This window comes from Bradyrhizobium glycinis, from assembly GCF_016031655.1.
Classification (GTDB): domain Bacteria; phylum Pseudomonadota; class Alphaproteobacteria; order Rhizobiales; family Xanthobacteraceae; genus Bradyrhizobium; species Bradyrhizobium glycinis.
On sequence record NZ_JACCHQ010000028.1, the window covers coordinates 20,516 to 47,007 of the forward strand.

Sequence of the window (26,492 nt, forward strand, 5' to 3'; positions counted from 1 at the left end):
CCCGCATACCGTAGCCCGGATTACGCTGCGCTCCCGGGCTACGCAGATCGTGTCAGTGCCTGAAGTGCCGCGTTCCCGTGAACACCATGGCGATGCCGTGCTCGTCGGCGGCTTTGATGACCTCGTCGTCGCGCATGGAGCCGCCGGGCTGCACCACGGCGGTGGCGCCGGCTTCGATGCAGGCGAGCATGCCGTCGGCGAACGGGAAGAACGCATCCGAGGCCACCACCGAGCCCTTGGTGAGCGGCTCGGCGAGCTTCAGCTCGGCTGCCGCATCCTGCGCCTTGCGCGCGGCGATCCGCGCTGAATCCACCCGGCTCATCTGGCCCGCGCCGATACCGACGGTGGCGAGATCCCTAGCGTAGATGATGGTGTTGGACTTGACGTGTTTTGCAACCCGGAACGCGAATTTCAGGTCGCGCATTTCCGCATCCGTCGGCGCGCGCTTGGTCACGACCTTGAACGTCATGTCGTCGACCACGGCGTTGTCGCGGCTCTGCACCAGCAGGCCGCCGGCTACAGTCTTGGCAGTCAGGCCCGGCGCACGCGGATCGGGCAGGCTGCCGGCTAGCAGCAGGCGCAGGTTCTTCTTGCCGCCGATGATGGCGATCGCCTCTTCGCTGGCATCGGGCGCGATAATGACCTCGGTGAAGATCTTGGTGATCTCGCGCGCGGTGTCGGCATCGAGCGGACGGTTCATCGCGATGATGCCGCCGAACGCGGACGTTGAATCGCAGGCCAGTGCCCTGCGATAGGCCTCGACGAGGTTCGGCCCTTCGGCGACGCCGCAGGGATTGGCATGCTTGACGATGACGCAGGCCGCGGTGCGCCTGGCGTCGAACTCGCCGATGCATTCATAGGCCGCATCGGTGTCGTTGATGTTGTTGTAGGAGAGCTCCTTGCCCTGGAGCTGCCGCGCGGTCGAGACGCCAGGACGCTTCTCCGGCGTCGCATAGAACGCGGCGGTCTGGTGCGGGTTCTCGCCATAACGCAGCGACTGGATCAGCCGGCCGCCGAAAGCGCGGAAGTCGGGCGCGTCGATCTCGAGCTGACAGTTGAACCAGTTCGAGATCGCGGCGTCATAGGCCGCGGTGCGCGCATAGGCCTTTGCGGCCAGCCGACGGCGCAGCTTCAGGGTGGTCGCGCCCTTGTTGGCGGCGAGCTCGTCGAGCACGGCCTGATAGTCCTGCGCCTCGACGACGACGGCGACATCGTCGTGGTTCTTGGCAGCGGCCCGGATCATCGCGGGGCCGCCGATGTCGATGTTCTCGATGCAATCCTCGAAGCCCGCGCCTTTGTCGACGGTCGCTTCGAACGGATAGAGATTGACGACGAGCAGGTCGATCGGCGCGATGCCGTGCGCCTTCATCGCCTCCGCATGGTCCTTGTTGTCGCGGATCGCGAGCAGGCCGCCATGCACCTTCGGATGCAGCGTCTTGACGCGGCCGTCCATCATCTCGGGGAAGCCGGTTAGGTCGGAGACGTCCTTCACCTTAAGGCCGGCCGCGGCGATCGCTTTCGCGGTGCCACCGGTCGAGACAAGCTCGACATCGTGCGCGGCGAGCGCCTTGGCGAACTCGATCAGGCCGGTCTTGTCGGAGACGGAAAGAAGGGCGCGGGTGACGCGGCGGGGATTGTCAGTCATGAGCAAGATCCTCTGTTCAGGGAGTGTCTATGCCCAGGCGCGCGGCGGATCTGTCCCGCGCTTCCCGATGGTGCTCCATCCAAGGTCGCCAGTCGCGCGAGCGAGCGCTCGATAGCAGCTTTCGTCGTTTTTCACAACGACGAGATAGGGCCGGATCGCGCCTGTTTACAACGGAAGTTCCGGCTCGCGGCGGGCGTTGCGGCGGGCATTGGTCACCGCGGGCGAGGCGGTGGAGCGGATAAAGCTCCAGCGGATCGACGGCGCCTGGCGGGCGTTCTGACGGATCACGATCTGGGCGGTGCGGCGCGGGCCGTCATTGCCGGCCAGGAATACGCTGTCCTCGAGATCGACCTTGTCGTCCAATGCCTCGAAGGTCCAGACGTCGCGGTTCGGTAGCACCAGCATGACACCGCGCGCATCCGACAGCCGGCTCGCCTTCACTGCGGGATGCAGATGGAAGCGCAGCGCGAAATCGGCATCGGCGCCCTTGAAGCGCCCGCCCTGCGGCGGCGATAGCGTGTCCTCGCCGTCGATGCGCGCGCCGTCATTGGCGATCATCAGCACGCGGCGGTGAATTGCGCCGAACTTGGCGAGATAGCCGTCATGCGAGGTCGTGAGCAGTGTGCCGTTCTGCACGATTTCGCGATAGCTCTCGACCTCGACGGGGCCGCTGGTGACGGGCGCACCGTGCAGGAGCCGCTTCATCGCCGACATCTCGACGAACTGACATGACGACGTCTCGTGGTAGGTCAGCGTCGAATGCGCCGCCGTGCTGCGCGCGAACGGTCGCCAATTGTCGCGGCCTGTGGTCGGCATGCCGCAATTGGTGACGATACGGCTGATGCCGGACGACAGTTCGAACGACAGGCAGCCGGCATGGGCGTCGTGGCTGACGCCGGCGGGCGGCGGCGGGCCGGTGTCGATGATCACAGTGGTCTGGCCGGCATCGAGGCGCTGAAAGCCGGTATGCGGCATGTTCGCCATCGGCGCGCCGTGGGTGTCGTCATAGGCGAGCAGCGTGGCGAGCAGGTCTGAAGACGTCGCGCTCATGCCGTTGAACAGGGCAAAATTGCCGTCGCCGTGCCGGAAGAAGCGCAGCATCGGCATCATGCGGTCGATCGCATTGAGCAGCGCCGGCGGCGGTGCGATATTGCGCGCGGCAAAAGTCTGCCGCAGTGGCAAGAGGTCGATCAAGAGCTCGATCAGCGCGCCCGGATTGCGCGAGATGTGGCCGCCATCGGGCAGGATCTGCCGTTGCAATTCGTCGGATAGCTTCTTGGAGGCGCTGCGGATGTGACGCGTCTGATTGGCGAGGCACAGGGACGCATAGCACAGCGCGATCAGCACCTGCAGCTTCGGCACCCCGTCCGGAATGTCGACCATGGTGTAACGCAGGAAGCGGATCTCGCGCGCGAGGGCGCGCAAGTAACGGCGGTAGAACTTGTTGTCGGTCTCGTTCAGCACCAGCGGCGCCTGCGACAGCAGCGAGATCACGCGCCGCGCCAGCACGTCGGCGCGGCGCGCGACGGGACGGCGCTTGTTGGCGGGGTTGCCGATCCAGTCCTCGATGAGCGCGCGCGCGTTCGCCCGCGTCAGCGCCGTGTCGGCGGCGCGCAAGTGCCGCAGCCAGCCGAAGCCGAGCAGCGCAACCTCCCAATCCTCCGACGGCGGCTCGAGATCGAAGATCGAGCGGCCGTGGCAATTGACGATCTTGCCGGCGAAGACGAAGCGGCCGGCATAGATCTCGGCGGCGCGGGTCGCATCAGCGGTACGCAAATCATGCGGCGCGATGATCAGCCGGTCGGTACGGCCGGGCCAGACCCGCGACAGCGCAACGGAACCGCCGCTCGCGCGCGCGAGCATGTTCCGCGCGAAGCGGTTCATGACCAGCGTCGAGATACGTCTGCGTTGAGCGACCGACACGCCTTGCCTTGATGGGGGAGAGAGGATTCCGACGAATCCTTATTAATCCCAAAATCGGACGCCTGACACCACCTTGAACGGCGCGAATCAGCGTCGTGATCGCAAAATCCAGTGCAAAATCAGGATTTAACGAGCCGGGCCGCGAAAAATCCGTCGAGCCCGCCGAGCCTGGGATCGGCGTTCGGCAGATGGCAGGGCAGGGTGCGCAGGTCGCCGTCCCGGTTGAGGATTTCGTCGAGGCCTGCAACCTCCGATGCCACGATCGGAGCGCGGCGAAGCGCGGGCTCGGCGGCGAGCAGTGCCGCCACCGCCTGTTCACCCTCCTCGGGTTCCAGCGAACAGGTGCAATAGACCAGCGTCCCGCCCGGCTTGAGCAGCGACACCGACTTGCGCAGCAGCCGCTGCTGGAGCGCGGCCAGGGGAGCGATGTCGGAGTCCTGCCGCAGCCATGCGACGTCGGGATGCCGGCGGATCGTGCCGGTGGAGGTGCAGGGCGCATCGATCAGAATACCATCAAAGGCCTCGGCCGGGCCGGCCCATTCCACGGCGTCAGCGACGATGGTCTCGGCCTGCAGCGACAGCCGCGTCAGGTTTTCGCGCAAACGCGCCACCCGCGCCGGCGAGCGGTCGATCGCCGTGACTTGCGCGCCTGAGAGCACCAGCTGGGCGGTCTTGCCGCCGGGGGCGGCGCAGAGATCGGCAATGGACTTGCCTTTGACGTCGCCGAACAGTCGGGCGGGCAACGCGGCGGCGGCGTCCTGCACCCACCATTGTCCTTCGGCGAAGCCGGGCAGCATGGTCACCGAACCGTGCAGCAGCATCCGCACCGTTCCCGTCGGCAGCATCTCGCCATGCAGGCGGCTCGCCCATTGGGCGGGATCCGATTTCACCGTGAGATCGAGCGAAGGTTCGTGGCCGAGCGCCGATGCCATGTCTCGTGCGGTCGCCTCGCCATAATGCGCGCTCCAGCGCGCGAGCAGCCATGGCGGCAGATCCAGCGATTGCGTCGCGACCTCCTCGGCCAGCGCCTTGCCCTCGCGCGCACAGCGGCGCAGCACGGCATTGACGAGACCGGCATAGCGCGCGGCGCGGCGGTCGGATTGCACGAGGCGGACGGAGAGATCGACCGCGGCGTGATCCGGCACGTCCATCCAAAGGATCTGCGCGGCTCCGATCAAAAGTGCGCTCTGCGCCCGCGGCGCATCGGAGGGAATGCCCTTGTCGAGCAGGCGGGACAGCACATGGCCGAGCGTGCCGAGCCGGCGCAGCACGGTGGCGACCAGGCGGCGCATCAGCGCGCGGTCGCGGTCGGCCAGCGTCTTCAGTCCGGGATGGGCACCGCCGCCGTCGAGCTGGTCGTCGAGCGTGCGGTGCTTGTGCAGAACGCCGTCAACGATGTCGGCGGCAATCCGTCGCGCCGCAAGGCCGGGCACTTCGGATGGAGGGACGAAACGTTGAGATGGCATGCGGAAGCAAGGTTCTGAACGAGCGGCAGTTCCGCCGCGATGGCGCATGCCTTGAGAAGGCGATCTCTGACATGCGAATATGCCAAATGTAAGAATCGCTTGCGGGTTTTTCAGCGCTCCGAGCCGATTTCAGAAATGCGTTATTGGGCATCGCGTTGTGCCCGGTCCTGGGCTAGAAAGCGCGGCGATGAGTGACCCCGTTCCCGATCGCAAACCGCTGTCGCCGGCCGCCCAGCGCGCGCTGGCCGAGGCCGAGGCGCGCCGGCAAGCTGCGGCCGCCAATGACGAGACCAAGGCGAAGGAGTTGCAGGGTCCGCAGGGGCCCGAGCCCACCCGCTACGGCGATTGGGAGCGCAAGGGCATCGCGTCCGACTTCTGATCTCGCGGTCGGAGCGGTTGGATACGCCGGGCAGAACTCGTCCCGGTCGTCACAGGTAATTGTGCTCTCGCAAGTAGCGGATGATGCGTTCGCAGGCCGCCTCGCTCGACAGTTCCGAGGTGTCGATGGTGATGTCCGGCGCCAGCGGCGCTTCGTAGGGGTGATCGATGCCGGTGAATGCCGGCAACTGGCCCGCCCGGGCCTTGCGATAGAGCCCCTTGGGATCGCGGCGCTCGCATTCGGCAAGCGGCGTCGCGACATGGATCTCGATGAACTCGCCCGCTTCGAGCCGCTGGCGCGCCAGCTCGCGCTCGCTGCGGAACGGCGAGATCAGCGCCACCAGCGCGATCAAGCCGGCATCGACGAACAGCGCCGCGATCTCCGCGACGCGCCGGACGTTCTCGGTTCTCTCCGCATTGGTAAAGCCGAGGTCGCGGTTGATGCCGTGACGGAGATTGTCGCCGTCGAGCAACGCGGCATGGCGCCCGAGCTCGGCAAGCCGGCTGTCGACGAGATTGGCGATGGTCGATTTGCCGGCGCCGCTCAACCCCGTGAACCAGAGCACGCAGGGCCGTTGCTGCTTCAGCCGGGCCCGCACGGATTTGTCGACCGCAAGCCGCTGCCAATGAACGTTGGTGGCGCGGCGGAGCGACATGTCGATCATTCCCGCCGCGGCAGTGCGATGGCTGATCGGGTCGATCAGGATGAAGCTGCCCATGTCGCGGTTGTCGCGATAGGCCTCGAACACCAGCGGGCGGTCGAGATCGAGATGGACATAGCCGATCTCGTTGACGTCGAGCGTGGTGGCGCTTTCCCGCGCCATGGTGTCGATGGCGATCCGATGCTTGAGTTCCGTGATCACCGCGCCGGTCGAGGCGGTGCCGCACCGGAGCAAATAGCGCCGGCCGGTGACCATGGCCTCGCCATCGAACCAGACGAGATGAGCCGCGAGCTGATCCGACACCGGCGCTGCAGATCCGGCGGTCAGCACGTCGCCGCGGCTGACGTCGATCTCGTCGGCGAGCGTGAGGGTGATGGACTCGCCCGGTCTTGCATGATTGCGTTCGCCGGCGGGCGTGAGAATGCGTGCGATGCGGGTCTGGTGTCCCGACGGCTGCGCGCGAACGGCATCGCCTAGCGCGATCGTTCCGCTCGCGATCCGTCCGCAGAAGCCGCGAAAATCCGCATGCGGTCGGCTCACCCATTGCACCGGCAGCCGGAACGGCTGCTGCGAGGCGTCCCCGGCCACGTTGACCGATTCCAGATAGGCCGTAATGGTCGGCCCCTCGTACCAGAGCATGCGCGCGCTCGCAGCGACGATGTTGTCGCCATCGGGCGCCACGACCGGGATGCACTGGACCTGCGAGATCCCGAGCTGGCCGGCCAGAGTCAGGTATTCGGCGGTGATGGAAGCGAAGCGATCGCCGTCGAATCCGATCAGGTCCATCTTGTTCACGGCGAGCACGACGTGGCGGATGCCGAGCAGCGACAGGATGTGGCTGTGGCGCCGCGTCTGCGTGATCACGCCCTTGCGCGCGTCGACCAGCACCACGGCAAGGTCGGCATTGGAGGCGCCGGTCGCCATGTTGCGCGTATATTGCGCGTGTCCCGGCGTATCGGCGACGATGAAGCGGCGCAGCTTCGTGGCGAAGAAGCGGTAGGCCACGTCGATGGTGATGCCCTGCTCGCGCTCGGCCTGCAACCCGTCGACCAGGAGCGCGAAGTCGAGGTCGCCGGCGGTGGTGCCGGCGGTCTTGCTCTCCGAGGCGAGCGCGTCGAGCTGGTCGTCGAGCAGCGTCTTCGAATCGTAGAGCAGCCGGCCGACCAGTGTGCTCTTGCCGTCGTCGACGCTGCCGCAGGTGACGAAACGCAGCGTCGGGCGATCGTCCTGGTCGAGCCGCGGCGCATCGGCGGCGGCGATCGTCGATGCCTCGTGATAGGACATCAGAAATATCCTTCCGCCTTCTTGCGCTCCATCGATGCGGGACTGTCCCGGTCGATCATGCGTCCCTGTCGCTCGGAGGTGCGCGACGCCGTCATCTCCTGCACGATCTCGGGCAGGGTTGCCGCCGTCGAGCTCGTTGCGCCGGTGAGGGGATAGCAGCCGAGGGTGCGAAACCTGACGGAGCGCCATTGCGGCGCTTCGCCAGGCTGCAGCGGCATCCGGTCGTCGTCCACCATGATCAACGCGCCGTCGCGCTCGACCACGGGACGCGAGGCTGCGAGATAGAGCGGAACGATCGGGATGTCCTCGAGCAGGATATAGTCCCACACGTCGAGCTCGGTCCAGTTCGACAGCGGAAATACCCGCATGCTCTCGCCGGGCGCGAGCCTCGTGTTGTACAGGCCCCACAGCTCCGGCCGCTGGTTCTTCGGATCCCAGCGATGCGCCGCGCTCCGATGCGAGAACACGCGCTCCTTGGCGCGCGACTTCTCCTCGTCCCGCCGCGCGCCTCCGATCGCGGCGTCGAAGCCGTGGAAGTCCAGCGCCTGTCGCAGCGCTTGCGTCTTCATGACGTCGGTGTAGCGGGCCGAGCCGTGGCTGAAAGGGTCGATGCCCTGGCTCAATCCGTCATTGTTGGTATGGACGATCAGGTCGAGGCCGAGCTCGCGCGCGCGTCGGTCCCGAAACGCGATCATCTCGCGAAACTTCCAAGTCGTATCGACATGCAGCAGCGGAAACGGCGGCTTGCCGGGATCAAAGGCCTTCATCGCCAGATGCAGCAGCACCGACGAGTCCTTCCCGATGGAATACAGCATGACCGGCTTGCGGAACTCGGCCGCCGTCTCTCGCAGGATGTGGATGCTTTCCGCCTCCAGCCGTCGAAGATGGCTGGTGGTGATACGGCGCTGCTTGCCATCGGCCATGCCGGGGACGGCTGGCGCGTCGATCGTGGGCACTTCCAACATGGTCATGCGGCCGCAGCGAACCAATCGCCAAACAACTTCGCCGACGTCGCCCGAGTGAGGCCGAGATCGCCAACGCAGCCTGCAACCGAAGCGCGATAGACGTCATTGACGCCGCAACACTCAAGAACGTCCAGCACCGTCTGGCTCAGCGAGGACGTCGCGCGGCGTTGGTAGCGGTAGGCTGTATCGGAGGTATGCAGATTGGGGACGTCGTAAATAATCGCCTCACTGGGCCATATAACTCGTGCGTTATCCGCTTGGTCCGGTCCTGTCTCCCGCCAGCACGTCACCGCCTTTTCGGCAAAGCTGTTCGAAAGTCCGAGCCGGTCGAAGAGGATGCGCACCGATGATACGGGCTCCTTGCTCACTTCATACACGTAACGGGTGACCGGAATGCCGTGTCGCCTGGCATAATTCTCCACCCGCACCGCGTTAAGGGCGGCGGCAACGTAATTGTGGACCAGCGTTTTTTCAGAAGCGCGGTCCGACCATTTTTCGATCCACGACGCCAGTGAACTTGCCGGTTCGCGGTCGAGCATGATGCAATGGAGCCGGTGTCGCGGATAGCCCGCATCAATCAATATCTGTAGCGGATTGAACAGACTTTCCGCGAGCACATAGGGCCCCATCGTCTCCTTGCTGAAGATATTCGGGCTATTGCTTGCTGAGGGCACGATCCAAGGTCTCAATGAGCTACCGACCATTGCATCGCGCAGGATGGCTTTCACCGGCTGGTAGTATGAGGGCATTCCCATCGTGCCAAACAGGTTAGTCAGCGCCGTCGACCCGACGCGGCATTTCCCCCATGCGAAATGCAGCATCGGAAAATCGTGCGCCGGCCGCTGCCGAAAGCTTGCGGAAAGGCACTCAGTAACTTCCCGCATCAAAGTCTCGAGACTGACTGTTCTGGTTTGGAATTCGCCAACTGGCGAGAGCGGCATCATGTCGAGCGAGCTGGGCTGCTGGCGTATCAGATCGGCCATTCGGTGCAGGGAGTCGGCGAAGACCTGGTTGTTGTTCATGTTGGGGCTCCCTGGAACAGATACCGCTGGCGATGATGATCGCGCTTTTCGGGGCTCCTCCTACCTATAGTTGTTTTATGGTTGCCGTCAAACCCGTGGTTTATCGGGGTTGCGACGGGCGAGCATCGACGCGATGCTCGCCGCTTCGCCGCAAATCAGGCCGCGCGCACCGTCTCGAGGAACTTCTCGACCTCGGCTTTCAGGAGTCCGCTCTCGCTGGAGAGTGTGCGCGCCGATGATAGCACCTGTCCGGACGCAGCGCCGGTGGCGCTGGCGCCCTGGCTGACCTGAGCGATCTTGTCCGCAACTTCGACGGTTCCCTTCGCTGCCTCGTTGACATTGCGCGCAATCTCGGCCGTCGCAGCACCCTGCTCTTCAATGGTTGCAGCGATGGTCGTCGAGATGTCCGAGATCCTGCCGATGGTGGCGCTGATCTCCTTGATCGCGCCAACGGAGTCCTCCGTCGCGCTCTGCATGCCGGCGATCTGCGCTCCGATTTCCTCCGTGGCCTTCGCGGTCTGTGCCGCAAGGGCCTTGACCTCGCTCGCGACCACGGCGAAGCCGCGGCCGGACTCGCCGGCGCGAGCTGCCTCGATCGTGGCGTTCAGAGCCAGCAGGTTGGTCTGCTCCGCAATCGCGGTGATCAACTTGACGACGTCGCCGATCCGGCCCGCAGCCTTGAGCAATTCGTTGATCTGCGCGTCGGTGCGCTCGGCCTGCCTCACCGCTTCGCCGGCGATGCGGCTGGAATCGTGCACCTGCCGGCCGATCTCGACTACCGACGTGCTCATCTCTTCTGCGGCGGAAGCCACAGCGCCGACATTGGCGGAGGCCTCTTCGGAAGCTGCGGCCACCATCCCGGAGAGTTGCTGCGTCTCCTCTGCCGTCCCCGACAGCGTGCCGGCGGCGGATTCGAGTTGCTGGGAGGCTGACGATACCGAGTTGATGATGCTACCGACCGCGGCTTCGAACGCACCGGCGAGCTTCATCATCTCGTCCTTGCGCCGGGCGGCGGCTGCGGCCTCCAGATCCTTCTGCTCGGCTTCCATCCGCTCGATGCGGATCAGATTGTCTTTGAAGGTACGGGCCGCACGGGCGTTGTCACCGATTTCGTCGCCACGGGTCGTGAAGGGAATCTCGATGGCCTTGTTGCCGTCGGCGAGCTGCCGCAGCACATCGCCGATATGCCGGATCGGCCGGGCGATGTTCAGCACCGCGAAGACTGCGGAACCGATCAGCGTCAACATGACGGCCACGCCTATGATCAGCGCCAAATTGGCGGTAGAATCCAATTCCTCCAGCACCTGGCTCTTACGCTTGGCCGCGTATTCGTTGGCGATGTCCACTCCCTTGTCAATGGCAGCGTTGACTTGCCCAGCCGCCGGGAATGTACGCTCGTTAAGAACGCGGGCTTTCTCCGCTTCCGCCTCGGCCTTGGCCCCTCCATTGGAGCCAATGACGCGCTTTTGCGCCTCCGCAAGCTCGATGGCGCTGGTCAGATACGCATCCACAGCTTTCCGGGCCGCCTGGTAGGCATCCTTTGTAAACTGTTGTCTGGCCCGATCGCGCGCGGCATCAATCTCCGTGTCGGCTTTGGTCACGTTGGTGCGGAGAACCTGAAGGAGCTCGTCGATTCTTGCGACTGACTGCGCGGACGCGATCTCAAGAGCCGTTGTCTGCGCCCGCGCTATCGCTGTCTGCGCCGACTGCGCATTGCCCTTGTTGAGATAGTTGAGAATTAACAAGCCGTTGGATGCCACAATCGACCGATTGCCCAGCGCCTGATTGACCAGCATGCCACCGACCAGCAGAATGCTGATCGCTGAGACGATGCCGAGCTTTGTGCCGATACGTAATTTGAAGGATGCCATCGTGAACCCCCGTCCCAGCAATTACCCGAGCCAGTTGGCAACCAAAAATTGAAATTCGCGTAAACGAATTGCAGCTTTATGCAAGTAGGCGCAGAAACATTTTTACACCTGGTAGTAGAATTACGGGATCGCGCTGCTTCAGCCAATCGTGATCAGCCGAAACGAGGCTGGTGACGGCGATGATGGCGTCGTTCAGCGCGTGGATGCGGCGACAAAGAGCAATTCGCCGCAGAGGCCGGTACCAACTCCGTCAGCAAGTCGACCATTTGTGGTGCCGAGCGAGAGGTGGCTGCCGAGATCGGAAATGTCCCCGTTCAGTGTGCGAATGGGAACCATAGGATACAAGCCCACCGATCGATCCGGGCCTGTTGGTGATGCGAATCGCCATTCTCCTCCGGCATATGCATTGAATGTCGTTGACACATCTTAAGATAGCACTAGCCTAGGTGAAAGAATCTTGAGCGGAGCCGGACAACCAGTTCCGGACACCGCGCCCGCCGAGCTGGCGGAACTGCTCACACGATTGGAACTTATGGTTGAATCGCCGGTGCTGATCTTCCCGTCGCCAACGTTATGAGAATTCCGGCTTAGCGTCGGTCTCCGAGAGCGATGCTAACACCCGAATTGAAAGTGAAATCAACCAAAGCACCCGGATTCCGCCGATGTCGAACGCCACGAAACCTGCCCATTCCTTTCACAACCCACTGTTCTCTAGTATTACTCATGTCAGACTGCTCGCACGAGTCGATCGCACCATGGCCGTTGCCCGCGCCATCGAACGGCTCATCCGACCCGGAATGCGCGTGCTCGACGCCGGCTGCGGTACCGGGCTCATGTCGTTCCTCGCTGCGAAGGCGGGCGCTTCTGAGGTCGTTGCGATCGATCGCGAGAACGTGGAGCTCGCGCGCGCCCTGGCAGAGGAGAATGGTCTTTCAAACAAGATCCGCTTCGTCGAAGGCGATCTCACAACCCAGTCGCGCGACACGCTCAATGGTGGCTTCGATGCCATTATCGCCTTCGTCTATACGAATCATCTCGTTGTCGACGAGGCTCGCTCAACGCTCGTTTATGCTTTGCGCGAGCAATTCGGCAGGCCGAATTGCATCATCATACCGGACCGGGTTCGCTATTCGGGTGTTGCTTGTGAATGGCCCGGTGTCGACGCCGGTACCGAACTAGACGATCTGCGCCGCACAATCTCCGATATGGAAAAGCGGTATCAGCTTAGCTTGAAGACGCTGTTCGAGACGGCACGCATGGAGTTACAGCACACGATGGCGCGCCCGCGCATCAGTGCTGACTACGAATGGTCTCCATCATGGGGAAGTGGAGGTTATCGTTATCTGCGCGGCGCATTCCGCAAACTGAGCAGAGAAAGCCAGGTTGCCGACATCAACTACGGTGCTGAGACGCAAACGGCACCTTATCCAAGCGAGTTGGGCCTGGACCTTGTCGCGCCGGGCTTATGCAATGCCATCCTTTGGACACAAGAACTCTGGTCCGACAGCCATCTGCTGTGGACGGCAGAGCATATGAGCACTCTAGCCACGGCCGTCACCCTCGAAGCTAGCGATCGGCTCGTGGTAAAGCTCGATGCAGCTTGGCGTAAAACCAACTCCATCGGAGATGCAGCGCGCGTAGAGCGGGCGAGTTAATTGACAACGGGATCGTTGTGGCTGCCTTATCCGTCGCGCTTGGACCAGCGTTCTCTGCATGGGTGGAATTTACGACCGGCCATGATCCGGACGAGGCGCGCGTTGGCAGCAGGCCGCGCGCCTTGCCGTCATCCCAGACTCAGCCTTAGCATCGGTTGATGCGTTTCCAGGATCGCCCGAATGCTTATCGGCCGCGGTTCGGCGGCTCGCCATTCGGCCGTCGCTTTGCCGGACTGGTGCCGTGGGTGTTCGTGATCGGGCTTGTCGGGTCGGTCGTGCTCACATTCCGGCACGGCACGAACTGGCCGGTTCCGCATCCGGGAGACGAGCGCGCGCAGGACGCCGAGATCATCCTCCAGCACTCAGGCAATCCCGACGATCGCCTGCCGATCGATGTCATCCGCACCATCGATGGCGACACTATCCTGGCGCGCGTACATCAACGCGATGGCCGCGATCTCGTCGCACGCGTTCGCCTGCGCGGCATCGATGCACCGGAGCTGAAGGCGTCCTGTCAGGAGGAATTGAGCAAGGCTGAAGCCGCGGCCGACGCACTGCGCGCGCTGCTCGGCCAGGGCGGCGTCACGGTCACCAATCTCGGGGCCGACAAGTACGGGCGCGTTCTTGCCGATGTCGCGACCAGACGCACCGCCGACGTCGCGGCCGCCCTGCTCGCGGGCGGCTATGTGCGCCGCTACAATGGCGGCCACCGCGACGGCTGGTGCGCGCGGGGCTGGCGCTTCTGGTAACAAGAAAGCCACGTCGCACGACGCGGCTTTGGTTGTCCTCTCAGGATCTGCTCGATCAGCGCGTCACGACCACCGTCGTGCCGACGGAGACGCGGCCGTAGAGATCGGTGATGTCGTCGTTGAGCATGCGGATGCAGCCATAGGATACGAAGCCGCCGATCGAGCCCGGCACGTTGGTGCCGTGGATCGCATATTCGCCGCCGGCGAGCGTCATCGCCGCAACGCCCATTGGGTTGCGCGGCGAACCGCCCGGAATGACGTCGGGGATGTTCGGCTTGTCGCGCTTCACCTCGGCGGGCGGCGCCCAGGCCGGATTGAGATATTTGCCGTCGATCTTCGTGGTGCCGGCCCATTGCTTGCCGGCCTTGCCGACGCCGACCGGATAGCGCACCGCGTGGCCATTCCCGAGGATGAGATAAAGCCGCCGCTCGCTGGTTTTGACCACGATGGTGCCCGGCGAATAGTCGGCCAGGTGTGCCCCCACCATTTCCGGTCGCGCCTGCGCCGCCGTCGACGTCAAGACCCCAGCCGCGATGGTGGCGGCCACCGCCACCGCAATCCTCATCGACATCGATGCTTCCCCTTGCCCAAAACGGATCGTCCAAAATGACGCAGAACTGGCAATCGCCGGCGCACCAAGCCCTCGTCGATGCTGATTCTGAACCGCGCCCGTTAACCGAATGGTTTCCACGCGCGGCTGCCGAGGGCTGGCCAGCAGGGGGAACAAAGGAAATGTTCGAAATAAAGTAAATGACCAGAAAACAACACTCGGCGGGAAAGATGAGAGGCGCGCTGCCGCGCCCGCTGACAACAGCGTGAGGGTGTTAATGGCAGTTGGTTGAGAGGGGCGCGACACGCTCGTGTCCCGGACAAGCGCAGCGACGCGGAGCGCCGATCCGGGACCCAGTTCTTTCTTTCGGTCGATCGCTGGGCCCGGCTCAGCAGCGCATCACTTGCGTGCTGCGCTGCGTCCGGGGCACGAGATCGGATCTTTACGCCGACTTCTTGTTCTGCCGGTTCTTGACGAGATCATCGACAACGGCGGGATCGGCGAGCGTCGAGGTGTCGCCGAGGCTCCCCGGCTCGTCCTCGGCGATCTTGCGCAGGATGCGGCGCATGATCTTGCCGGAACGGGTCTTGGGCAGGCCCGGGGCGAACTGGATCTGGTCGGGCGAGGCGATCGGACCGATCTCCTTGCGCACCCAGGTCACGAGCTCCTTGCGCAGCTCGTCGCTCGGCTGCACGCCGGCCATCAGGGTGACATAGGCGTAGATGCCCTGACCCTTGATGTCGTGCGGGAAGCCGACGACCGCCGCTTCCGACACCTTCTCATGCGCGACCAGCGCGCTCTCGACTTCGGCGGTGCCCATGCGGTGGCCGGAGACGTTGATGACGTCGTCGACGCGGCCGGTGATCCAGTAATAGCCGTCGGCATCGCGGCGGCAGCCGTCGCCGGTGAAGTACTTGCCCTTGTAGGTCGAGAAATAGGTCTGCTCGAACCGGGCGTGGTCGCCATAGACCGTGCGCATCTGGCCGGGCCACGAGCGCGTCAGGCAGAGATTGCCTGATGTCTCGCCTTCGAGCACGTTGCCGTCGGCATCGACGATTTCAGGCACCACGCCGAAGAAGGGTTGCGTCGCCGAGCCCGGCTTCAGCCTGGTCGCACCCGGCAGCGGCGTGATCAGGATGCCGCCGGTCTCGGTCTGCCACCAGGTGTCGACGATCGGGCAGCGGTCGTCGCCGACGACGCGGTGATACCACTCCCAGGCTTCGGGATTGATGGGCTCGCCAACCGAGCCGAGCAGGCGGAGCGAGGCGCGCGAGGTCTTCTTCACCGGCTCGTCGCCCGATTGCATCAGCGCGCGGATCGCGGTCGGCGCGGTGTAGAAGATGTTGACCTTGTGCTTGTCGATGACGTTCCAGAACCGCGAATTGTCCGGATAATTCGGCACGCCCTCGAACATCAGCGTGGTGGCGCCGTTGGCGAGCGGCCCGTAGAGAATGTAGCTGTGGCCGGTGACCCAGCCGACGTCGGCGGTGCACCAGTAGATGTCGCCGTCGTGATAGTCGAAGACGTATTGATGCGTCATCGAAGCGAACACGAGATAGCCGCCGGAGGTGTGCAGCACGCCCTTGGGCTGGCCAGTCGAGCCCGACGTGTAGAGGATGAACAGCGGGTCCTCGGCGTGCATGTGCTCGACCGGACATTCCGTGGTCACCATTGCCGCCGCCTCGTGGTACCAGAGGTCGCGCGTCGGGTTCATGTCGACCTTGGCGCCGGTGCGCTTGACCACGACGACCCAGTCGACGCCGTCGGCCTTGCTGAGCGCGGCATCGACATTGGCCTTCAGCGGCACCTTCTTGCCGCCGCGCAGGCCTTCGTCCGCGGTGATGATGACCTTGGATTTGCAATCGTTGATGCGCTGGGCGAGGGAATCAGGTGAGAAGCCCGCGAACACCACGGAGTGGATCGCGCCGATCCGCGCGCAGGCCAGCATCGCGTAAGCAGCTTCCGGGATCATCGGCAGGTAGATGGTGACGCGGTCGCCCTTCCCGACGTTGCGGGTGCGCAGGATGTTGGCCATCCGGCAGACCTCGTCGTGCAGCTCCTTGTAGGTAATGTGCTTGGACTGCGAGGGATCGTCGCCTTCCCAGATGATCGCGGTCTGGTTGGCGCGTTTGGCGAGATGCCGGTCGATGCAATTGTAGGCGACGTTGAGGATGCCGTCCTCGAACCACTTGATCGAGATGTTGCCGGGCGCGAATGAGACGTTCTCGATTTTCGTCGGCGCGTGCATCCAGTCGATACGCTTGGCCTGTTCCGCCCAGAAACCGTTCGGGTCCGAGATCGAGCGGGCGTACATCTCCTTGTACTTGGCCTGGTCGACCCAGGCGCGCTTCGCCCACTCCGCGGGGACATCGTAGATCTTCTCGGACATGCTTCCCTCCACATGCGGCAAGCTCAGGCAGTGCCGACACCATCATTTGATGGATTATGCGTCGGGCTAACCGGACCCGACAAGGAGCACAAGCTGGACCTTCGACGGGCAGCGGGCCATGCGGAGGATCAAGGTCCGGGAGGCCCACTGTCGCAAATCTGAAACAGGGCCGAGGGGCGCCTTTCGGCTCTTCCCCCAAACCGTCAGAAGGGACGCCGCAGAGCCCCTATGCGCCAGTCGGAGGTATTTAGCAACCTCTTCTCACTGATTCGGGACTCGCAATCGTGTTCGGAACACCCTAAATGGCCAACCCGGGTCCAAAGAGACCCCTCGGAACAAAAATCACAACAGCGGCATTGATCGATAACAGACAGGGCTAAGGCGTAACACCATGATGGATCAGCAGAATCTCGGGACGATACGGCCCGCTTCAGCCGATCCTGCAGCAATTGCCCTGGCCAAGGCCCTCGGACAATGGCCGAAACCGGGCGGTTTCAGGCGCCCGAGCCCCAAGAAGACCTACGACACGGCGCCTGCGGCGACGGTCGAGGCCCTTGCCAAGGAGCTGGGCTTGCGGCTCGGGGACCAGAACGAGCTGACCATCCGCCGTATCAAACGCGGCAAGGGCTATTTGTTCGTCCGTCCCAACGGTGCGCATATCCGCGACGCCCGCATCATCCGGCGGCTGCACGCCATGGCGGTGCCGCCGGCCTATCGCGAGGTGCGCTACTCCGCCGATCCGAACTCGCACCTTCAGGCGGTGGGCCGCGATGCCGCGGGCCGGCTGCAATATCGCTATCACGCCGACTGGGAGAAAGTCCGCGAGCAGCGCAAGGCGCATCGCCTGGCAAAGCTCGTCGGCGCGCTGCCGAAAATCCGGCGCAAGGTCTCGGCGTTCCTGTCTGGGGACGAGCCGACGCGCGAGTTCGCGCTCTCGGCCGTGATCGAGCTGATCGCGCGCACCGCGATCCGCCCCGGCAATGAATCCTACGCCCGCCTCAACGGCACCCGCGGCGCGACCACGCTGCTGAAGTCCAACGTCACGCTGGAAGACGATTGTTTCGTGCTGACCTTCAAGGCCAAGGGCGGCAAGGCGGTGCGCAAAGAGTGCGACGCCGCCAAGCTGGTGCGCGCCATCGGCATTTTGCAAAGCGTTCCCGGCAAGCGCATGTTCCAGTATCGCGATGCCTCCGGCGTCGTCCGCGCGGTCAACACCACCCAGGTGAACGCGTTTCTGCGCGAGATCGCCGGCATCAAGATCTCGCTGAAGGATTTCCGTACGCTGATGGCGTCCGCCGTCGTGGTCGAATCGCTATCGCGGATCACGCCGGCGAGCAGCCAGCGCGGCCGCAAGAAGCAGGTGCTGGACGCGATCCGCGCCGCCGCCGACCAGCTCTCCAACACGCCGGCGATCTGCCGCAAGAGCTACGTCCACGACACCATCGTCACCGCCTTCGAGGAGGGCATCCTCGAGCGCTTCGCCGCGACCATGACGGGCCAGCGCTCGCAGGCCAGGCGGGAGCAGCTGCTGGCGCAGGTGGTGGCGACCGCGGCGGTGTAACGAAGCGCCGCTCTCGTATGGTGGGCAAAGCGAAGCGTGCCCACCATTTGCTTATGGTGAAAGGTGGTGGGCACGGCGCGAAGAGCGCGCCTTTGCCCACCCTACAAGAGCTCCGTCTAAAGCTACGTCTGGGCCGAGACACCCTGGTCAGGACCGGGATCGCCGCCTGCGGCTGCAATCGTGAGCCGCGCCAGATAGTGCGCCCAACCCGTTGCATGGGCCGCGGCCTGCGCTTCGCTCGGCAGGCCGCTATGGGTCATGCGCAGCAGCGTGCCGCCGTCCTGTTCGATCAGGTCGATCTCGATCAGGCTCGAGCCGGGCGGCACTTCCTGACCGCCCTCCCAGCCGAACGTGTAGGCCAGACGATGCACCGGCACGACCTCGCGGAACGCGCCGCGGGCGACGCCGCCGCGCGGGCTGACGCCCTTGAGCAGGTAGAGCCCGCCGGGATACGGCTCGGTGGTCGCGTCGGAGCCCATCCAGCTCAGGATCTTTTCGGGGTCGGTGAGGTAGGCGAAGACGGTGGCGCGCGGGGCCGCGATCTGGGTCTCGCGTCGCACTATGAATGGCTCGGGCATCGGCGATCATCCCTGGTCTGACCATGGGACATGGCGGCGGCCCTGCGCTCCGTCAAGGATTGCCCGTGGCAAAGACGGCCCTGTTTCGCCATGATCGCCTCATGCAGCTCTCCCCGACCCTCGCCTGGCTCCTCGATGCGGCCTCGGATTGTCGCGGGGCCGACCGCCTGCTCGCGGAGCTCGGCGCGCATCTGGCCGCCGACGGCGTGCCGCTCGCGGCAGGCGCCCTGACGCTGGAGGTGCCACATCCGCTGATCGCGAAGCGGACCTGGCTGTGGCGTGCCGATAGCGGCCAAGTGATCGAAGCGCTCGGCTTCGCGCCGGGCGGCCTTGCGCCCGATCCACCCAACGACGCCGGCCGCCGCTGGCTGCGCGATAGTGCCGGCGGCGAGGTGCATGAAGATGTCGCCGGACGGTCCGATGGGCCGCTGCTCGGCTGGATCGGACCGCGTCCGTTCACGGCGGATGAGATCGAGCAATTGCGTCAGGCCGCACGTTTCGCCGCGACGCCGCTTGCCGTGCTCGCCGCGCGCGCCACCTTGCGGGCAACGCTCGATGCATACCTTGGCAAGCGCAGCGCGGAGCGGGTGTTGGCGGCGCCTCTGCGCCGCGACCTCGGCGAGACCATCCGGGCCGCGTTGCTCTATGCGGACCTGCGCAATTTCACGAGCCTGTCGGAGACCACAGCGCCGGCCGATGTCATTGCGGCGCTCGACGCCTGGTTCGATCGCATCGCCGGCGCGGTTCACGCCTTCGGCGGCGAGGTGCTGAAATTCATCGGCGACGGCGTGCTCGCGATCTTTCCGGTGCTCGAGGCGTCACCGCGCCGCGCCTGTGACGCGGCTTTGCGCGCCGCAAGTGCAGCCGAAGCCGGCATGGCGTACCTCAATAAGGAGCGCCGCGAGCAAGGGTTGCCGCATTTGTCGTTTGGCGCCGCGCTCCATCTCGGCGAGATGCTTTGGGGCAATATCGGCGCCGCCAACCGGCTCGACTTCACCGCGATCGGGCCCGCCGTCAATCTCGTCAGCCGGCTGGAGGGACTGTGCAAGCCGCTGGGCCGGACAGTGCTGGTGTCGGGCGCGCTCGCCGCCGAGACGGAGATGCCGCTGGTCGCGCTCGGGACGCATGAGCTGCGCGGCATTGCCGCGCCGTGCAAGGTGTTTGCGCTGCCGGACCAGTAGGGTGGGCAAAGGCGCGCTCTTCGCGCGCCGTGCCCACCATTCAACCGCTGGCTTTCATCCTGAATCGTGGACACTCTGCGCTCTGCCCACCCTACAAATCCAGCGCAAAATACGACTAAACCCCACCCATTTTGCAGACGAGCTTCCACTCTTCTGCCGTCACCGGCTGCACCGACAGGCGTGAATATTTCACCAGCGCCATATCCGCGAGCTTCTTCTCGGCCTTGATCGCGGCCATCGTCACCGGCGTCTTCAGGGGCTTGTCGGCCTTGATGTCGACGCAGACAAATTTGCCGGTCTTGTCGGTCGGATCGGGATAGGCCTCCTTGATGATCTCGGCGATGCCGACGATCTCCTTGCCCTCGTTGGAATGATAGAAGAACGCCTTGTCGCCCTTCTTCATGTTCACGAGGTTCTGACGCGCGGTGAAATTGCGTACGCCGGTCCAGGCTTCGCCCTTGGCGCCCTTCGCAACCTGCTGGTCCCAGGACCACACCGACGGTTCGGATTTCACGAGCCAGTACGCCATGCTTATTCCTCTGCCTTGAAGGGGCGCGTCATCAGCGCCGAGATCGCGGCATCGATCGTGCTTCGGCCGCTCAGGATCGATGCGACCGCTTCCGATACCGGCAACTCGATGTTTTGCGAAGCGGCGAGCTCGATCAGCACGGGGGCGGTGAACTCGCCCTCGGCTAGCCTACCGGCGGGAGGCTGCTCGCCGCGCCCGAGCGCGAGGCCGAGCGCGAAGTTGCGCGATTGCGGGCTCGAGCAGGTCAGAATGAGATCACCGAGGCCCGACAGGCCGGTGAGCGTCTCGTGGCGTGCGCCGAGCGCGCGGCCGAGGCGGGTGAGCTCGGCAAAGCCGCGGGTCGTGAGCGCCGCCTGCGCGGAGGCGCCGAGCTTGCGTCCGACCGCGATGCCGACCGCGATCGCCAGCACGTTCTTGGCGGCCCCGCCGATCTCGACGCCGCGGATGTCGGTGGAGTGATAGGGGCGGAACGTCGGCGAGCCCAGTGCCTGCACCAGGCTGCTGGCCAGCGCCTCATCGCTTGCCGCCAGGGTCACCGCCGTCGGCAGGCCGCGTGCGACGTCGTCGGCAAAGCTCGGCCCCGACAGGATCGCCGGCTGCGCGTGCGGCGCGGCCTCGGCGATCACATCGGTCATGAACTTGTGGGTGCCGTGCTCGATGCCCTTGGCGCAGGCGACGATCGGCACCGCCTTCCTGATGTGCGAGGCCAGCATGTTGACCGCGCCGCGCAAATGTTGCGCCGGCGTTGCGATCAGCAGCATGTCTGCGCGCGCGGCGAGCGCCAGATCGCTCGTCACCGCGATCTCAGGCACGATTCGCACCCCGGGCAGCCGTGGATTGTCGCGCGTCGATGCGATCCGCGCGCCATGCTCGGCATTGCGTGCCCACAGCGTCACGTTTCGACCGGCTCGCGCCGCCACCGTCGCCAGCGCCGTACCCCAGGCGCCCGCGCCGATCACTGCGACGGATTGCGGCGCGATCATCGCTAGTATCCCGCCCGCGTGTTGCCGTAACCCGCGGGCGCCGCCGCATTCGCATCGAGCAGCCAGCGTGCGCGCGGCTGCGCGTCCATGGTGTCTGTCATACCCAGCGCGAGGCGCTCGGCGCCGGCCCAGGCGATCATGGCGCCATTGTCGGTGCAAAGCGCGGGCGGTGGCATGATCAGCTGCGTCCCGGCCTGCCTCGCGACATCGTCAAGCGCGCCGCGGATCGCCTGATTGGCGGCGACGCCGCCGGCGGCGACCAGCGCGCGCGGCGCGCCGAACTTTTCGCGGAAAAGCCTGAGGCCGACGCTCAGCCGGTCGGCCGTTGAATCGAGCACGGCGGCCTGGAAGCTCGCGCAGAGATCGCTGATATCCTGCGGCGTGAGCTCGGCCAGCCGGCTCGCTTCCGTGCGCACCGCCGTCTTTAGTCCCGACAGCGAGAAATTGGCATCGGGGCGCCCCTGCATCGGCCGCGGAAGCGCAAACCGCGTGGCATCGCCGCCTGCCGCCGCGCGCTCGACCTGCGGGCCGCCGGGATAGGGCAGGCCCAGCATCTTCGCAACCTTGTCGAAGGCCTCGCCGATGGCGTCGTCGACCGTGGTGCCGAGCCGCACATATTGGCTGACGCCGGTGACCGCGACGATCTGGGTATGACCGCCGGAGGCAAGGAAGAGGCAATAGGGAAATTCGATGCCGTCGGTGAGGCGCGGCGTCAGCGCATGCGCTTCGAGATGGTTCACCGCGACCAGCGGCGTGTCGTGCACCATCGCGATCGCCTTCGCGGTGGTGAGCCCGACGATGACGCCGCCGATCAGCCCGGGCCCCGCGGCTGCCGCGACGCCGTCGAGCTCGGCATAATCGATGCCGGCCTCGTTCATGGCGCGGTCGATGATCCCGTCGAGCACGTCGACATGCGCGCGCGCGGCGATCTCCGGCACCACACCGCCAAAGCGGGCGTGCTCCTCGATCTGCGACCGCACGATATTGGACAGGATCCTGCCCTTGCCATCGGCCGCGCGTTCGATCACGGCCGCGGCGGTCTCGTCGCAGGTGGTTTCGATGCCCAGCACCAGCATTGGCGAATTGTTATCCAATTTGCGCCCTTGCGCTCATCCGTAAAGCAGAGTTCTGGTACGTCCGGTAGCATCCCGGGGTCGGCTTGCGCAATCGTCACGCGCGGCCGTTCTGGTCAATGCGTCACCGCCAAATGGTCCGGGAACAGCAGCGATGTCCATTCTTGTCACACGGCCGCATCCCTACAATGCGGCGACGGCGGACCATCTGCGCGCGCGCGGGCATACGGTGCTGCTTGCGCCGGCGCTCAAGCTCGAGCCGGTCGCCTTCCTCGGCGAGAGCGAAGCTTCCTTTGATGCCGTTCTCGTCACCTCGGCCAACGCGATCCGCGCCGTGGCGCCGCAATTGCCGGACCTCGGTCTGTTGCAGCTGCCGTTGTTCGCGGTCGGCGAGCATACGGCTGCTGCGGCGCGCGAGGCCGGTTTTGCCGAGGTGATCGTCGCCGGGGGCGACGCCGCGTCCTTGCGTGACAAGGTGATGCAGAGCGCGCGCGACAAGGTGCTGAAGAAAAACAGCACGCTATTGTATCTCGCGGGCGCGGATCTGTCGCGCGATCTCGGCGGCGAGCTCGGCGCGGAAGGTTTCCGCGTGGTGACGCAGACGACCTACCGCATGGCGGCTGTGAAGCATCTGCCGCGCGAGGTCTGCGAAGGCTTTGCCGCCCATGGGATCGAGGCGGTGCTGCACTACTCCCGGCGCAGCGCATGTGCGTTCCTCGATGCGGCGCGGGACGAAGGTGTCGAAATTTCGGCGCTGGCGATCCCGCATTGCTGCCTGTCCGAGACGGTTGCGGGCGTGCTGCGCGATGCCGGCGCGTCACAGGTTCTGGTAGCGGCAACGCCGGACGAAACTGCCTTGTTCGACACCTTGGAGCGTGCGTTGCGGACCCGTTTGGCGTAAAGGTCGAGCCGAATCCGACGCAATCTGATCCACCCAAGGATCTATGCAACGTATGGAAGTGTGAGGAACCGTCACGATGGCCGACGACAAGCCTGAAGACGCTGGATTGGCGCCCGATCCGGGTCGTGCCAAGCGCGCCCCGCCCACCATCGACCTCGAGGCGACGGAAGTCTCGACCCAGCCGCAGCAGGTCGCGGGCGAGCCCGAGGCATCCGAGCATGTCGCGCAGGAGCAGGCCAGGGTGGAAGAGCCCGGCTCGGAAGAGGTCAGGGCCGAGCCTCAGTCCGAATCGGCAGAGCAGCAGGCCTCCGCGGCGGCGCCTGGATCGGCGCCGATTTCCGCTTGGGTCATTGCGCCGTTCTCCGGCGCTGTCGCAGCTGCGGTCGTGATCGCAGTCGGCTGGATGCTGGGCTGGCCGGCGGTGCAAGCCCCGCCGGCCGCCCCGCAGGTCGCCAGTGCGACCGTCGATGCGCTGAGCGGGCGCGTTGCCGCGGTCGAAGCCAGGGCCGCGAGGCCCGCTGCCGATCCGGCCCAAGTCGCGCGGATCGACGCGTTGGAGAAAGCGGCGAGCGCGCTGCGCGGCGACATCGCCAATTTGCGTGCACAATTGGACAAGACCGCGAGCGCGCTGAACGATGCGAAATCCGCAGCCCCGAGTGCCGCGCCCGATCTTGCCGCCCTCACCGACCGCGTCGTTCAGCTCGAGCGCGCCAGCAAGGCCGAGCGTGCGGAGCTTGCGCAGCAAGGCGAGAAGATCGCCGAGGCCAAGACGATGGACGACAAGCCGCTCCGCTATGTGGTGGCGGCGTCCCTGCTCGACGTTGCCGTTCGCCACGGCGATCCCTATCGATCGCAACTGGCCGCGGCGCGGTCACTGACGGCGAAGCCCGACATGCTCAAACCGCTCGAGGTGTTTGCATCGTCCGGCATCCCGACGGCAGCGGCGCTGAGCCGCGAGCTCCTCAACATCGTGCCGAAGCTTTCGCCGCCGGCTGAAGCTCCGTCGAGCGAGGCCGGCATTGTCGAGCGTCTCCAGGCGGGCGCGTCGAAGCTCGTGCGGATCGAGCGCACCGATGGTGTTGGCAACGATCGCGGCGCCATCGTGACGCGCGTGACGGCGGCGGCGCTCCGCAGCGATTTCGCCGAGGCGCGGCGCGAGCTGAAGACGCTGCCCGAGGCTGATCGCGCCGCGGCGCAGGCCTGGCTCGACAAGGCCGATGCCCGCGATGCCGCGCTCGCTGCGTCCCGCAAATTCGCCGACGATGCCATGGCGGATCTCGCCAAGTCTGCTCAATAAGATTCGCGCAACAAGCGGCGCGTAAAGGGATCGCCATGCTTCGCATCGTCCTGTTTCTCGTGTTGATCGCATTGGCGGCGGCCGGGGCGGCCTGGATTGCCGACCAGCCCGGCGATCTCGTCCTGACCGCGGGCGGCTTTCGCATCTCGACGACGTTGCCGAGGTTCGTGTTCTTGCTCGGGCTCTTTGCCGTCGCCGTGGTGCTGGTCTGGAGCATCCTGACGACGATCTGGCGCATGCCAGGGCGCTTGCGCCGCCGGCGCCACGAAAAGCGCCATGCCCGCGGCCGTCATGCCATCACCCATGGCCTGCTCGCGATCGGCCACGGCGATTCCGCGCTCGCGCGCCGGCACGCCGAGGCGGCCCGGCGGCATGCGCCGAACGATCCGCTCGCGCTGCTCTTGCACGCGCAGTCGGCGCAGCTCGAGGGCAACCGCGACGAGGCGCAGCGCGTCTTCCGCGCCATGGCCGAACGCGAGGATACGCGGCTGCTCGGCCTGCGCGGTCTCTTCATCGAGGCGCAACGCGCAGACGATGCGGTCGTCGCCGTGATGATCGCGGAGGAAGCGATCAAGCTGTCGCCGTCCGCGACCTGGGCCTCGCACGCGGTGCTCGGCTTCCGCTGCGCGCGCGGCGATTGGAGCGGCGCGCTCGCGATCCTCGATTCGAATCTGTCCGCGGGCCTGATCGACAAGCGGACCTATCGCCGGCAGCGCGGCGTGCTGCTCACCGCGCGCGCACTGGAGTTGGAAACGATAGACCGCGACGTCGCGCGCGAGAGCGTGATGGAAGCGGTTAAGCTCGCACCGACCCTGGTGCCGGCGGCCGTGCTGGCGGCAAAATTCGAGAGCGAGGCGCATCAGGTGCGCCGCGCCATGAAGCTGGTGGAGGCCGCCTGGCTCGCCAATCCGCATCCCGATCTCGCGGACGCCTATGCGCATGTGAAGCTCGGCGATACCGCATGGCACCGCTTGCAGCGGGTGGAAACTCTCGCCGCGAAGACCCCCGCCGACAAGCCCGGTTATGACGAAGGGCAGCTCGCGATCGCGCGCGCTGCGATCGAGGCCTCGGAGTTTGCCCGCGCGCGCGAGGTGCTCGTGCCTTATCTCAAGGACCCGACCCAGCGCGTCGCGCTGCTGATGACCGAGCTCGAGCGCACCGAGCATGGTGACGGCGGCCGCGCCCGCGCTTGGACCTTGCGTGCGGTGCGCGCCCGGCTCGATCCCGCCTGGACCGCGGACGGCTATGTCAGCGACCGCTGGCGTCCGGTCTCCCCGGTCACCGGGCGTCTCGATGCGTTCCAATGGCAGGCGCCGGTCGCAAGCCTGCCCTCGGACAAGGGCCCCACGCTCGAATCTTCGGCCTTCGAGGAAGCCATGCTGGCGGCGCCGCCGCCGAAGCGGGTGACCGCCGCGCCCAGCGAAGCCGCGGCGGAACCGCCGGAGGTGGTCCCGGCGCCGGCACCGGCTGCGCAGGACAATTCACCCCCTCAGGCCAAGGACGTCGCGAAGGAGGCTGCCAAGGCCAAGGAGACTGTGGAGCAAGCTGCGAAGGACGCCGAGCCGGCCGTGACGCCCGCCGAGCCGGCGAACCCGGCTCCGGCGCCCGCCGAATCATCGTCGCCGGCCGCGACACCGGTGTTTCGGACCAGGGCCGACCTCGGTAAGCCCGCCTCGGCGCCGATCCAGACCGTCATCCCCATCGTCCGTGCACCCGATGATCCCGGGATCGATGACGACGGTCCAAGCGATGAATTTACGGAACAAATCGGCACGCCCAAAGCCCAGGCGGGCGGCTGGCGCGGATTCTGGTCCCGCTGGGGCGCGTGAG

General features: G+C 65.6%; 21 protein-coding genes and 1 riboswitch. Of the genes, 8 read left to right on the forward strand and 13 right to left on the reverse strand.

Going from position 1 to position 26,492, the window contains the following annotated elements; all coding sequences use genetic code 11:
* Positions 1-52: 52 nt before the first annotated feature.
* The 3 genes from purH to HZZ16_RS30145 all read right to left on the reverse strand — a co-directional run bounded on the left by purH (position 53) and on the right by HZZ16_RS30145 (position 5,034).
* Positions 53-1,645, reverse strand: a complete 1,593-nt coding sequence (purH, locus tag HZZ16_RS30135) for a bifunctional phosphoribosylaminoimidazolecarboxamide formyltransferase/IMP cyclohydrolase (protein ID WP_197953546.1) — start codon at positions 1,643-1,645, stop codon at positions 53-55.
* Between the two features lie 24 nt (positions 1,646-1,669).
* Positions 1,670-1,751: riboswitch (ZMP/ZTP riboswitch) on the reverse strand.
* A gap of 59 nt (positions 1,752-1,810) precedes the next feature.
* On the reverse strand, positions 1,811-3,529 hold the full coding sequence (locus HZZ16_RS30140) for a heparinase II/III family protein (protein WP_197953547.1): 1,719 nt from the start codon (positions 3,527-3,529) through the stop codon (positions 1,811-1,813).
* Positions 3,530-3,687: 158 nt separating this feature from the next.
* Complete coding sequence (locus HZZ16_RS30145; RefSeq protein WP_197953548.1) at positions 3,688-5,034, reverse strand: RsmB/NOP family class I SAM-dependent RNA methyltransferase; 1,347 nt, start codon at positions 5,032-5,034, stop codon at positions 3,688-3,690.
* Between the two features lie 187 nt (positions 5,035-5,221).
* On the opposite strand from HZZ16_RS30145, the gene HZZ16_RS30150 reads away from it, so the two are divergent.
* The gene (locus tag HZZ16_RS30150; RefSeq protein ID WP_197953550.1) at positions 5,222-5,413 is read left to right on the forward strand and encodes a DUF1674 domain-containing protein; all 192 of its coding nucleotides are present in this window, start codon (positions 5,222-5,224) and stop codon (positions 5,411-5,413) included.
* Between the two features lie 49 nt (positions 5,414-5,462).
* On the opposite strand, the gene cysN is transcribed toward HZZ16_RS30150, so the two are convergent.
* The 4 genes from cysN to HZZ16_RS30170 form a co-directional block, all read right to left on the reverse strand.
* On the reverse strand, positions 5,463-7,358 hold the full coding sequence (gene cysN, locus HZZ16_RS30155; protein ID WP_197953552.1) for a sulfate adenylyltransferase subunit CysN: 1,896 nt from the start codon (positions 7,356-7,358) through the stop codon (positions 5,463-5,465).
* Positions 7,358-8,281 (reverse strand): sulfate adenylyltransferase subunit CysD, encoded by a 924-nt coding sequence (cysD, locus tag HZZ16_RS30160; protein ID WP_246510543.1) that lies wholly within the window; start codon positions 8,279-8,281, stop codon positions 7,358-7,360. Before cysD ends, cysN begins: the two co-directional genes overlap by 1 nt.
* Positions 8,282-8,325: 44 nt before the next feature.
* Positions 8,326-9,345 (reverse strand): sulfotransferase family protein, encoded by a 1,020-nt coding sequence (locus tag HZZ16_RS30165; RefSeq protein ID WP_197953553.1) that lies wholly within the window; start codon positions 9,343-9,345, stop codon positions 8,326-8,328.
* Positions 9,346-9,500: 155 nt separating this feature from the next.
* Positions 9,501-11,216, reverse strand: a complete 1,716-nt coding sequence (locus HZZ16_RS30170) for a methyl-accepting chemotaxis protein (protein WP_197953554.1) — start codon at positions 11,214-11,216, stop codon at positions 9,501-9,503.
* A gap of 662 nt (positions 11,217-11,878) precedes the next feature.
* Between HZZ16_RS30170 and HZZ16_RS30175 the strand changes: the two genes are divergently transcribed.
* On the forward strand, positions 11,879-12,871 hold the full coding sequence (locus tag HZZ16_RS30175; RefSeq protein ID WP_197953555.1) for a methyltransferase domain-containing protein: 993 nt from the start codon (positions 11,879-11,881) through the stop codon (positions 12,869-12,871).
* 158 nt (positions 12,872-13,029) lie between these two features.
* Entirely contained in the window at positions 13,030-13,620 is a 591-nt protein-coding gene (locus HZZ16_RS30180) for a thermonuclease family protein (RefSeq protein WP_197953556.1), read from the forward strand.
* Between the two features lie 55 nt (positions 13,621-13,675).
* Here HZZ16_RS30180 and HZZ16_RS30185 read toward each other — a convergent pair whose 3' ends face one another.
* Together HZZ16_RS30185 and acs are read right to left on the reverse strand one after the other, a co-directional pair.
* Positions 13,676-14,191, reverse strand: a complete 516-nt coding sequence (locus HZZ16_RS30185) for a L,D-transpeptidase (protein WP_197953557.1) — start codon at positions 14,189-14,191, stop codon at positions 13,676-13,678.
* 421 nt (positions 14,192-14,612) lie between these two features.
* Positions 14,613-16,559 carry an acetate--CoA ligase gene (acs, locus tag HZZ16_RS30190; RefSeq protein WP_197953558.1) on the reverse strand — a complete coding sequence of 649 codons (1,947 nt, stop codon included), beginning with the start codon at positions 16,557-16,559 and terminating at the stop codon, positions 14,613-14,615.
* Between the two features lie 391 nt (positions 16,560-16,950).
* Between acs and HZZ16_RS30195 the strand changes: the two genes are divergently transcribed.
* The gene (locus HZZ16_RS30195; protein WP_197953559.1) at positions 16,951-18,120 is read left to right on the forward strand and encodes a DNA topoisomerase IB; all 1,170 of its coding nucleotides are present in this window, start codon (positions 16,951-16,953) and stop codon (positions 18,118-18,120) included.
* 122 nt (positions 18,121-18,242) lie between these two features.
* Here HZZ16_RS30195 and HZZ16_RS30200 read toward each other — a convergent pair whose 3' ends face one another.
* A complete protein-coding gene (locus HZZ16_RS30200) occupies positions 18,243-18,698 on the reverse strand; it encodes an SRPBCC family protein (RefSeq protein ID WP_197953560.1) in 456 nt (151 codons plus the stop codon).
* A 101-nt stretch (positions 18,699-18,799) separates the two neighbouring features.
* On the opposite strand from HZZ16_RS30200, the gene HZZ16_RS30205 reads away from it, so the two are divergent.
* Entirely contained in the window at positions 18,800-19,879 is a 1,080-nt protein-coding gene (locus HZZ16_RS30205; protein ID WP_197953628.1) for an adenylate/guanylate cyclase domain-containing protein, read from the forward strand.
* A gap of 115 nt (positions 19,880-19,994) precedes the next feature.
* Here the strand turns inward: HZZ16_RS30205 and HZZ16_RS30210 are convergent, their stop codons facing one another.
* Genes HZZ16_RS30210 through tsaD form a run of 3 tightly spaced genes read right to left on the reverse strand, consistent with a single transcriptional unit; the run spans position 19,995 to position 22,461 of the window.
* Entirely contained in the window at positions 19,995-20,408 is a 414-nt protein-coding gene (locus HZZ16_RS30210) for an EVE domain-containing protein (protein WP_197953562.1), read from the reverse strand.
* A 2-nt stretch (positions 20,409-20,410) separates the two neighbouring features.
* Complete coding sequence (locus HZZ16_RS30215; protein WP_197953564.1) at positions 20,411-21,391, reverse strand: NAD(P)H-dependent glycerol-3-phosphate dehydrogenase; 981 nt, start codon at positions 21,389-21,391, stop codon at positions 20,411-20,413.
* A 2-nt stretch (positions 21,392-21,393) separates the two neighbouring features.
* Positions 21,394-22,461, reverse strand: a complete 1,068-nt coding sequence (gene tsaD, locus HZZ16_RS30220) for a tRNA (adenosine(37)-N6)-threonylcarbamoyltransferase complex transferase subunit TsaD (protein ID WP_197953630.1) — start codon at positions 22,459-22,461, stop codon at positions 21,394-21,396.
* A 157-nt stretch (positions 22,462-22,618) separates the two neighbouring features.
* On the opposite strand from tsaD, the gene HZZ16_RS30225 reads away from it, so the two are divergent.
* The 3 genes from HZZ16_RS30225 to HZZ16_RS30235 all read left to right on the forward strand — a co-directional run bounded on the left by HZZ16_RS30225 (position 22,619) and on the right by HZZ16_RS30235 (position 26,491).
* Positions 22,619-23,365 (forward strand): uroporphyrinogen-III synthase, encoded by a 747-nt coding sequence (locus tag HZZ16_RS30225; protein ID WP_197953566.1) that lies wholly within the window; start codon positions 22,619-22,621, stop codon positions 23,363-23,365.
* A 76-nt stretch (positions 23,366-23,441) separates the two neighbouring features.
* Entirely contained in the window at positions 23,442-24,662 is a 1,221-nt protein-coding gene (locus tag HZZ16_RS30230; RefSeq protein WP_197953567.1) for a COG4223 family protein, read from the forward strand.
* A gap of 35 nt (positions 24,663-24,697) precedes the next feature.
* The gene (locus tag HZZ16_RS30235) at positions 24,698-26,491 is read left to right on the forward strand and encodes a heme biosynthesis protein HemY (protein ID WP_197953568.1); all 1,794 of its coding nucleotides are present in this window, start codon (positions 24,698-24,700) and stop codon (positions 26,489-26,491) included.
* Position 26,492: the final 1 nt, after the last annotated feature.

Excerpts from the sequence above, each read along its gene's own strand:
- purH (WP_197953546.1), bottom strand. The coding sequence starts at position 1,645 with ATGACTGACAATCCCCGCCGCGTCACCCGCGCCCTTCTTTCCGTCTCC.
- HZZ16_RS30140 (WP_197953547.1), bottom strand. The coding sequence starts at position 3,529 with ATGAACCGCTTCGCGCGGAACATGCTCGCGCGCGCGAGCGGCGGTTCC.
- HZZ16_RS30145 (WP_197953548.1), bottom strand. The coding sequence starts at position 5,034 with ATGCCATCTCAACGTTTCGTCCCTCCATCCGAAGTGCCCGGCCTTGCG.
- HZZ16_RS30150 (WP_197953550.1), top strand. The coding sequence starts at position 5,222 with ATGAGTGACCCCGTTCCCGATCGCAAACCGCTGTCGCCGGCCGCCCAG.
- cysN (WP_197953552.1), bottom strand. The coding sequence starts at position 7,358 with ATGTCCTATCACGAGGCATCGACGATCGCCGCCGCCGATGCGCCGCGG.
- cysD (WP_246510543.1), bottom strand. The coding sequence starts at position 8,281 with ATGGCCGATGGCAAGCAGCGCCGTATCACCACCAGCCATCTTCGACGG.
- HZZ16_RS30165 (WP_197953553.1), bottom strand. The coding sequence starts at position 9,345 with ATGAACAACAACCAGGTCTTCGCCGACTCCCTGCACCGAATGGCCGAT.
- HZZ16_RS30170 (WP_197953554.1), bottom strand. The coding sequence starts at position 11,216 with ATGGCATCCTTCAAATTACGTATCGGCACAAAGCTCGGCATCGTCTCA.
- HZZ16_RS30175 (WP_197953555.1), top strand. The coding sequence starts at position 11,879 with ATGTCGAACGCCACGAAACCTGCCCATTCCTTTCACAACCCACTGTTC.
- HZZ16_RS30180 (WP_197953556.1), top strand. The coding sequence starts at position 13,030 with ATGCGTTTCCAGGATCGCCCGAATGCTTATCGGCCGCGGTTCGGCGGC.
- HZZ16_RS30185 (WP_197953557.1), bottom strand. The coding sequence starts at position 14,191 with ATGTCGATGAGGATTGCGGTGGCGGTGGCCGCCACCATCGCGGCTGGG.
- acs (WP_197953558.1), bottom strand. The coding sequence starts at position 16,559 with ATGTCCGAGAAGATCTACGATGTCCCCGCGGAGTGGGCGAAGCGCGCC.
- HZZ16_RS30195 (WP_197953559.1), top strand. The coding sequence starts at position 16,951 with ATGATGGATCAGCAGAATCTCGGGACGATACGGCCCGCTTCAGCCGAT.
- HZZ16_RS30200 (WP_197953560.1), bottom strand. The coding sequence starts at position 18,698 with ATGCCCGAGCCATTCATAGTGCGACGCGAGACCCAGATCGCGGCCCCG.
- HZZ16_RS30205 (WP_197953628.1), top strand. The coding sequence starts at position 18,800 with ATGCAGCTCTCCCCGACCCTCGCCTGGCTCCTCGATGCGGCCTCGGAT.
- HZZ16_RS30210 (WP_197953562.1), bottom strand. The coding sequence starts at position 20,408 with ATGGCGTACTGGCTCGTGAAATCCGAACCGTCGGTGTGGTCCTGGGAC.
- HZZ16_RS30215 (WP_197953564.1), bottom strand. The coding sequence starts at position 21,391 with ATGATCGCGCCGCAATCCGTCGCAGTGATCGGCGCGGGCGCCTGGGGT.
- HZZ16_RS30225 (WP_197953566.1), top strand. The coding sequence starts at position 22,619 with ATGTCCATTCTTGTCACACGGCCGCATCCCTACAATGCGGCGACGGCG.
- HZZ16_RS30230 (WP_197953567.1), top strand. The coding sequence starts at position 23,442 with ATGGCCGACGACAAGCCTGAAGACGCTGGATTGGCGCCCGATCCGGGT.
- HZZ16_RS30235 (WP_197953568.1), top strand. The coding sequence starts at position 24,698 with ATGCTTCGCATCGTCCTGTTTCTCGTGTTGATCGCATTGGCGGCGGCC.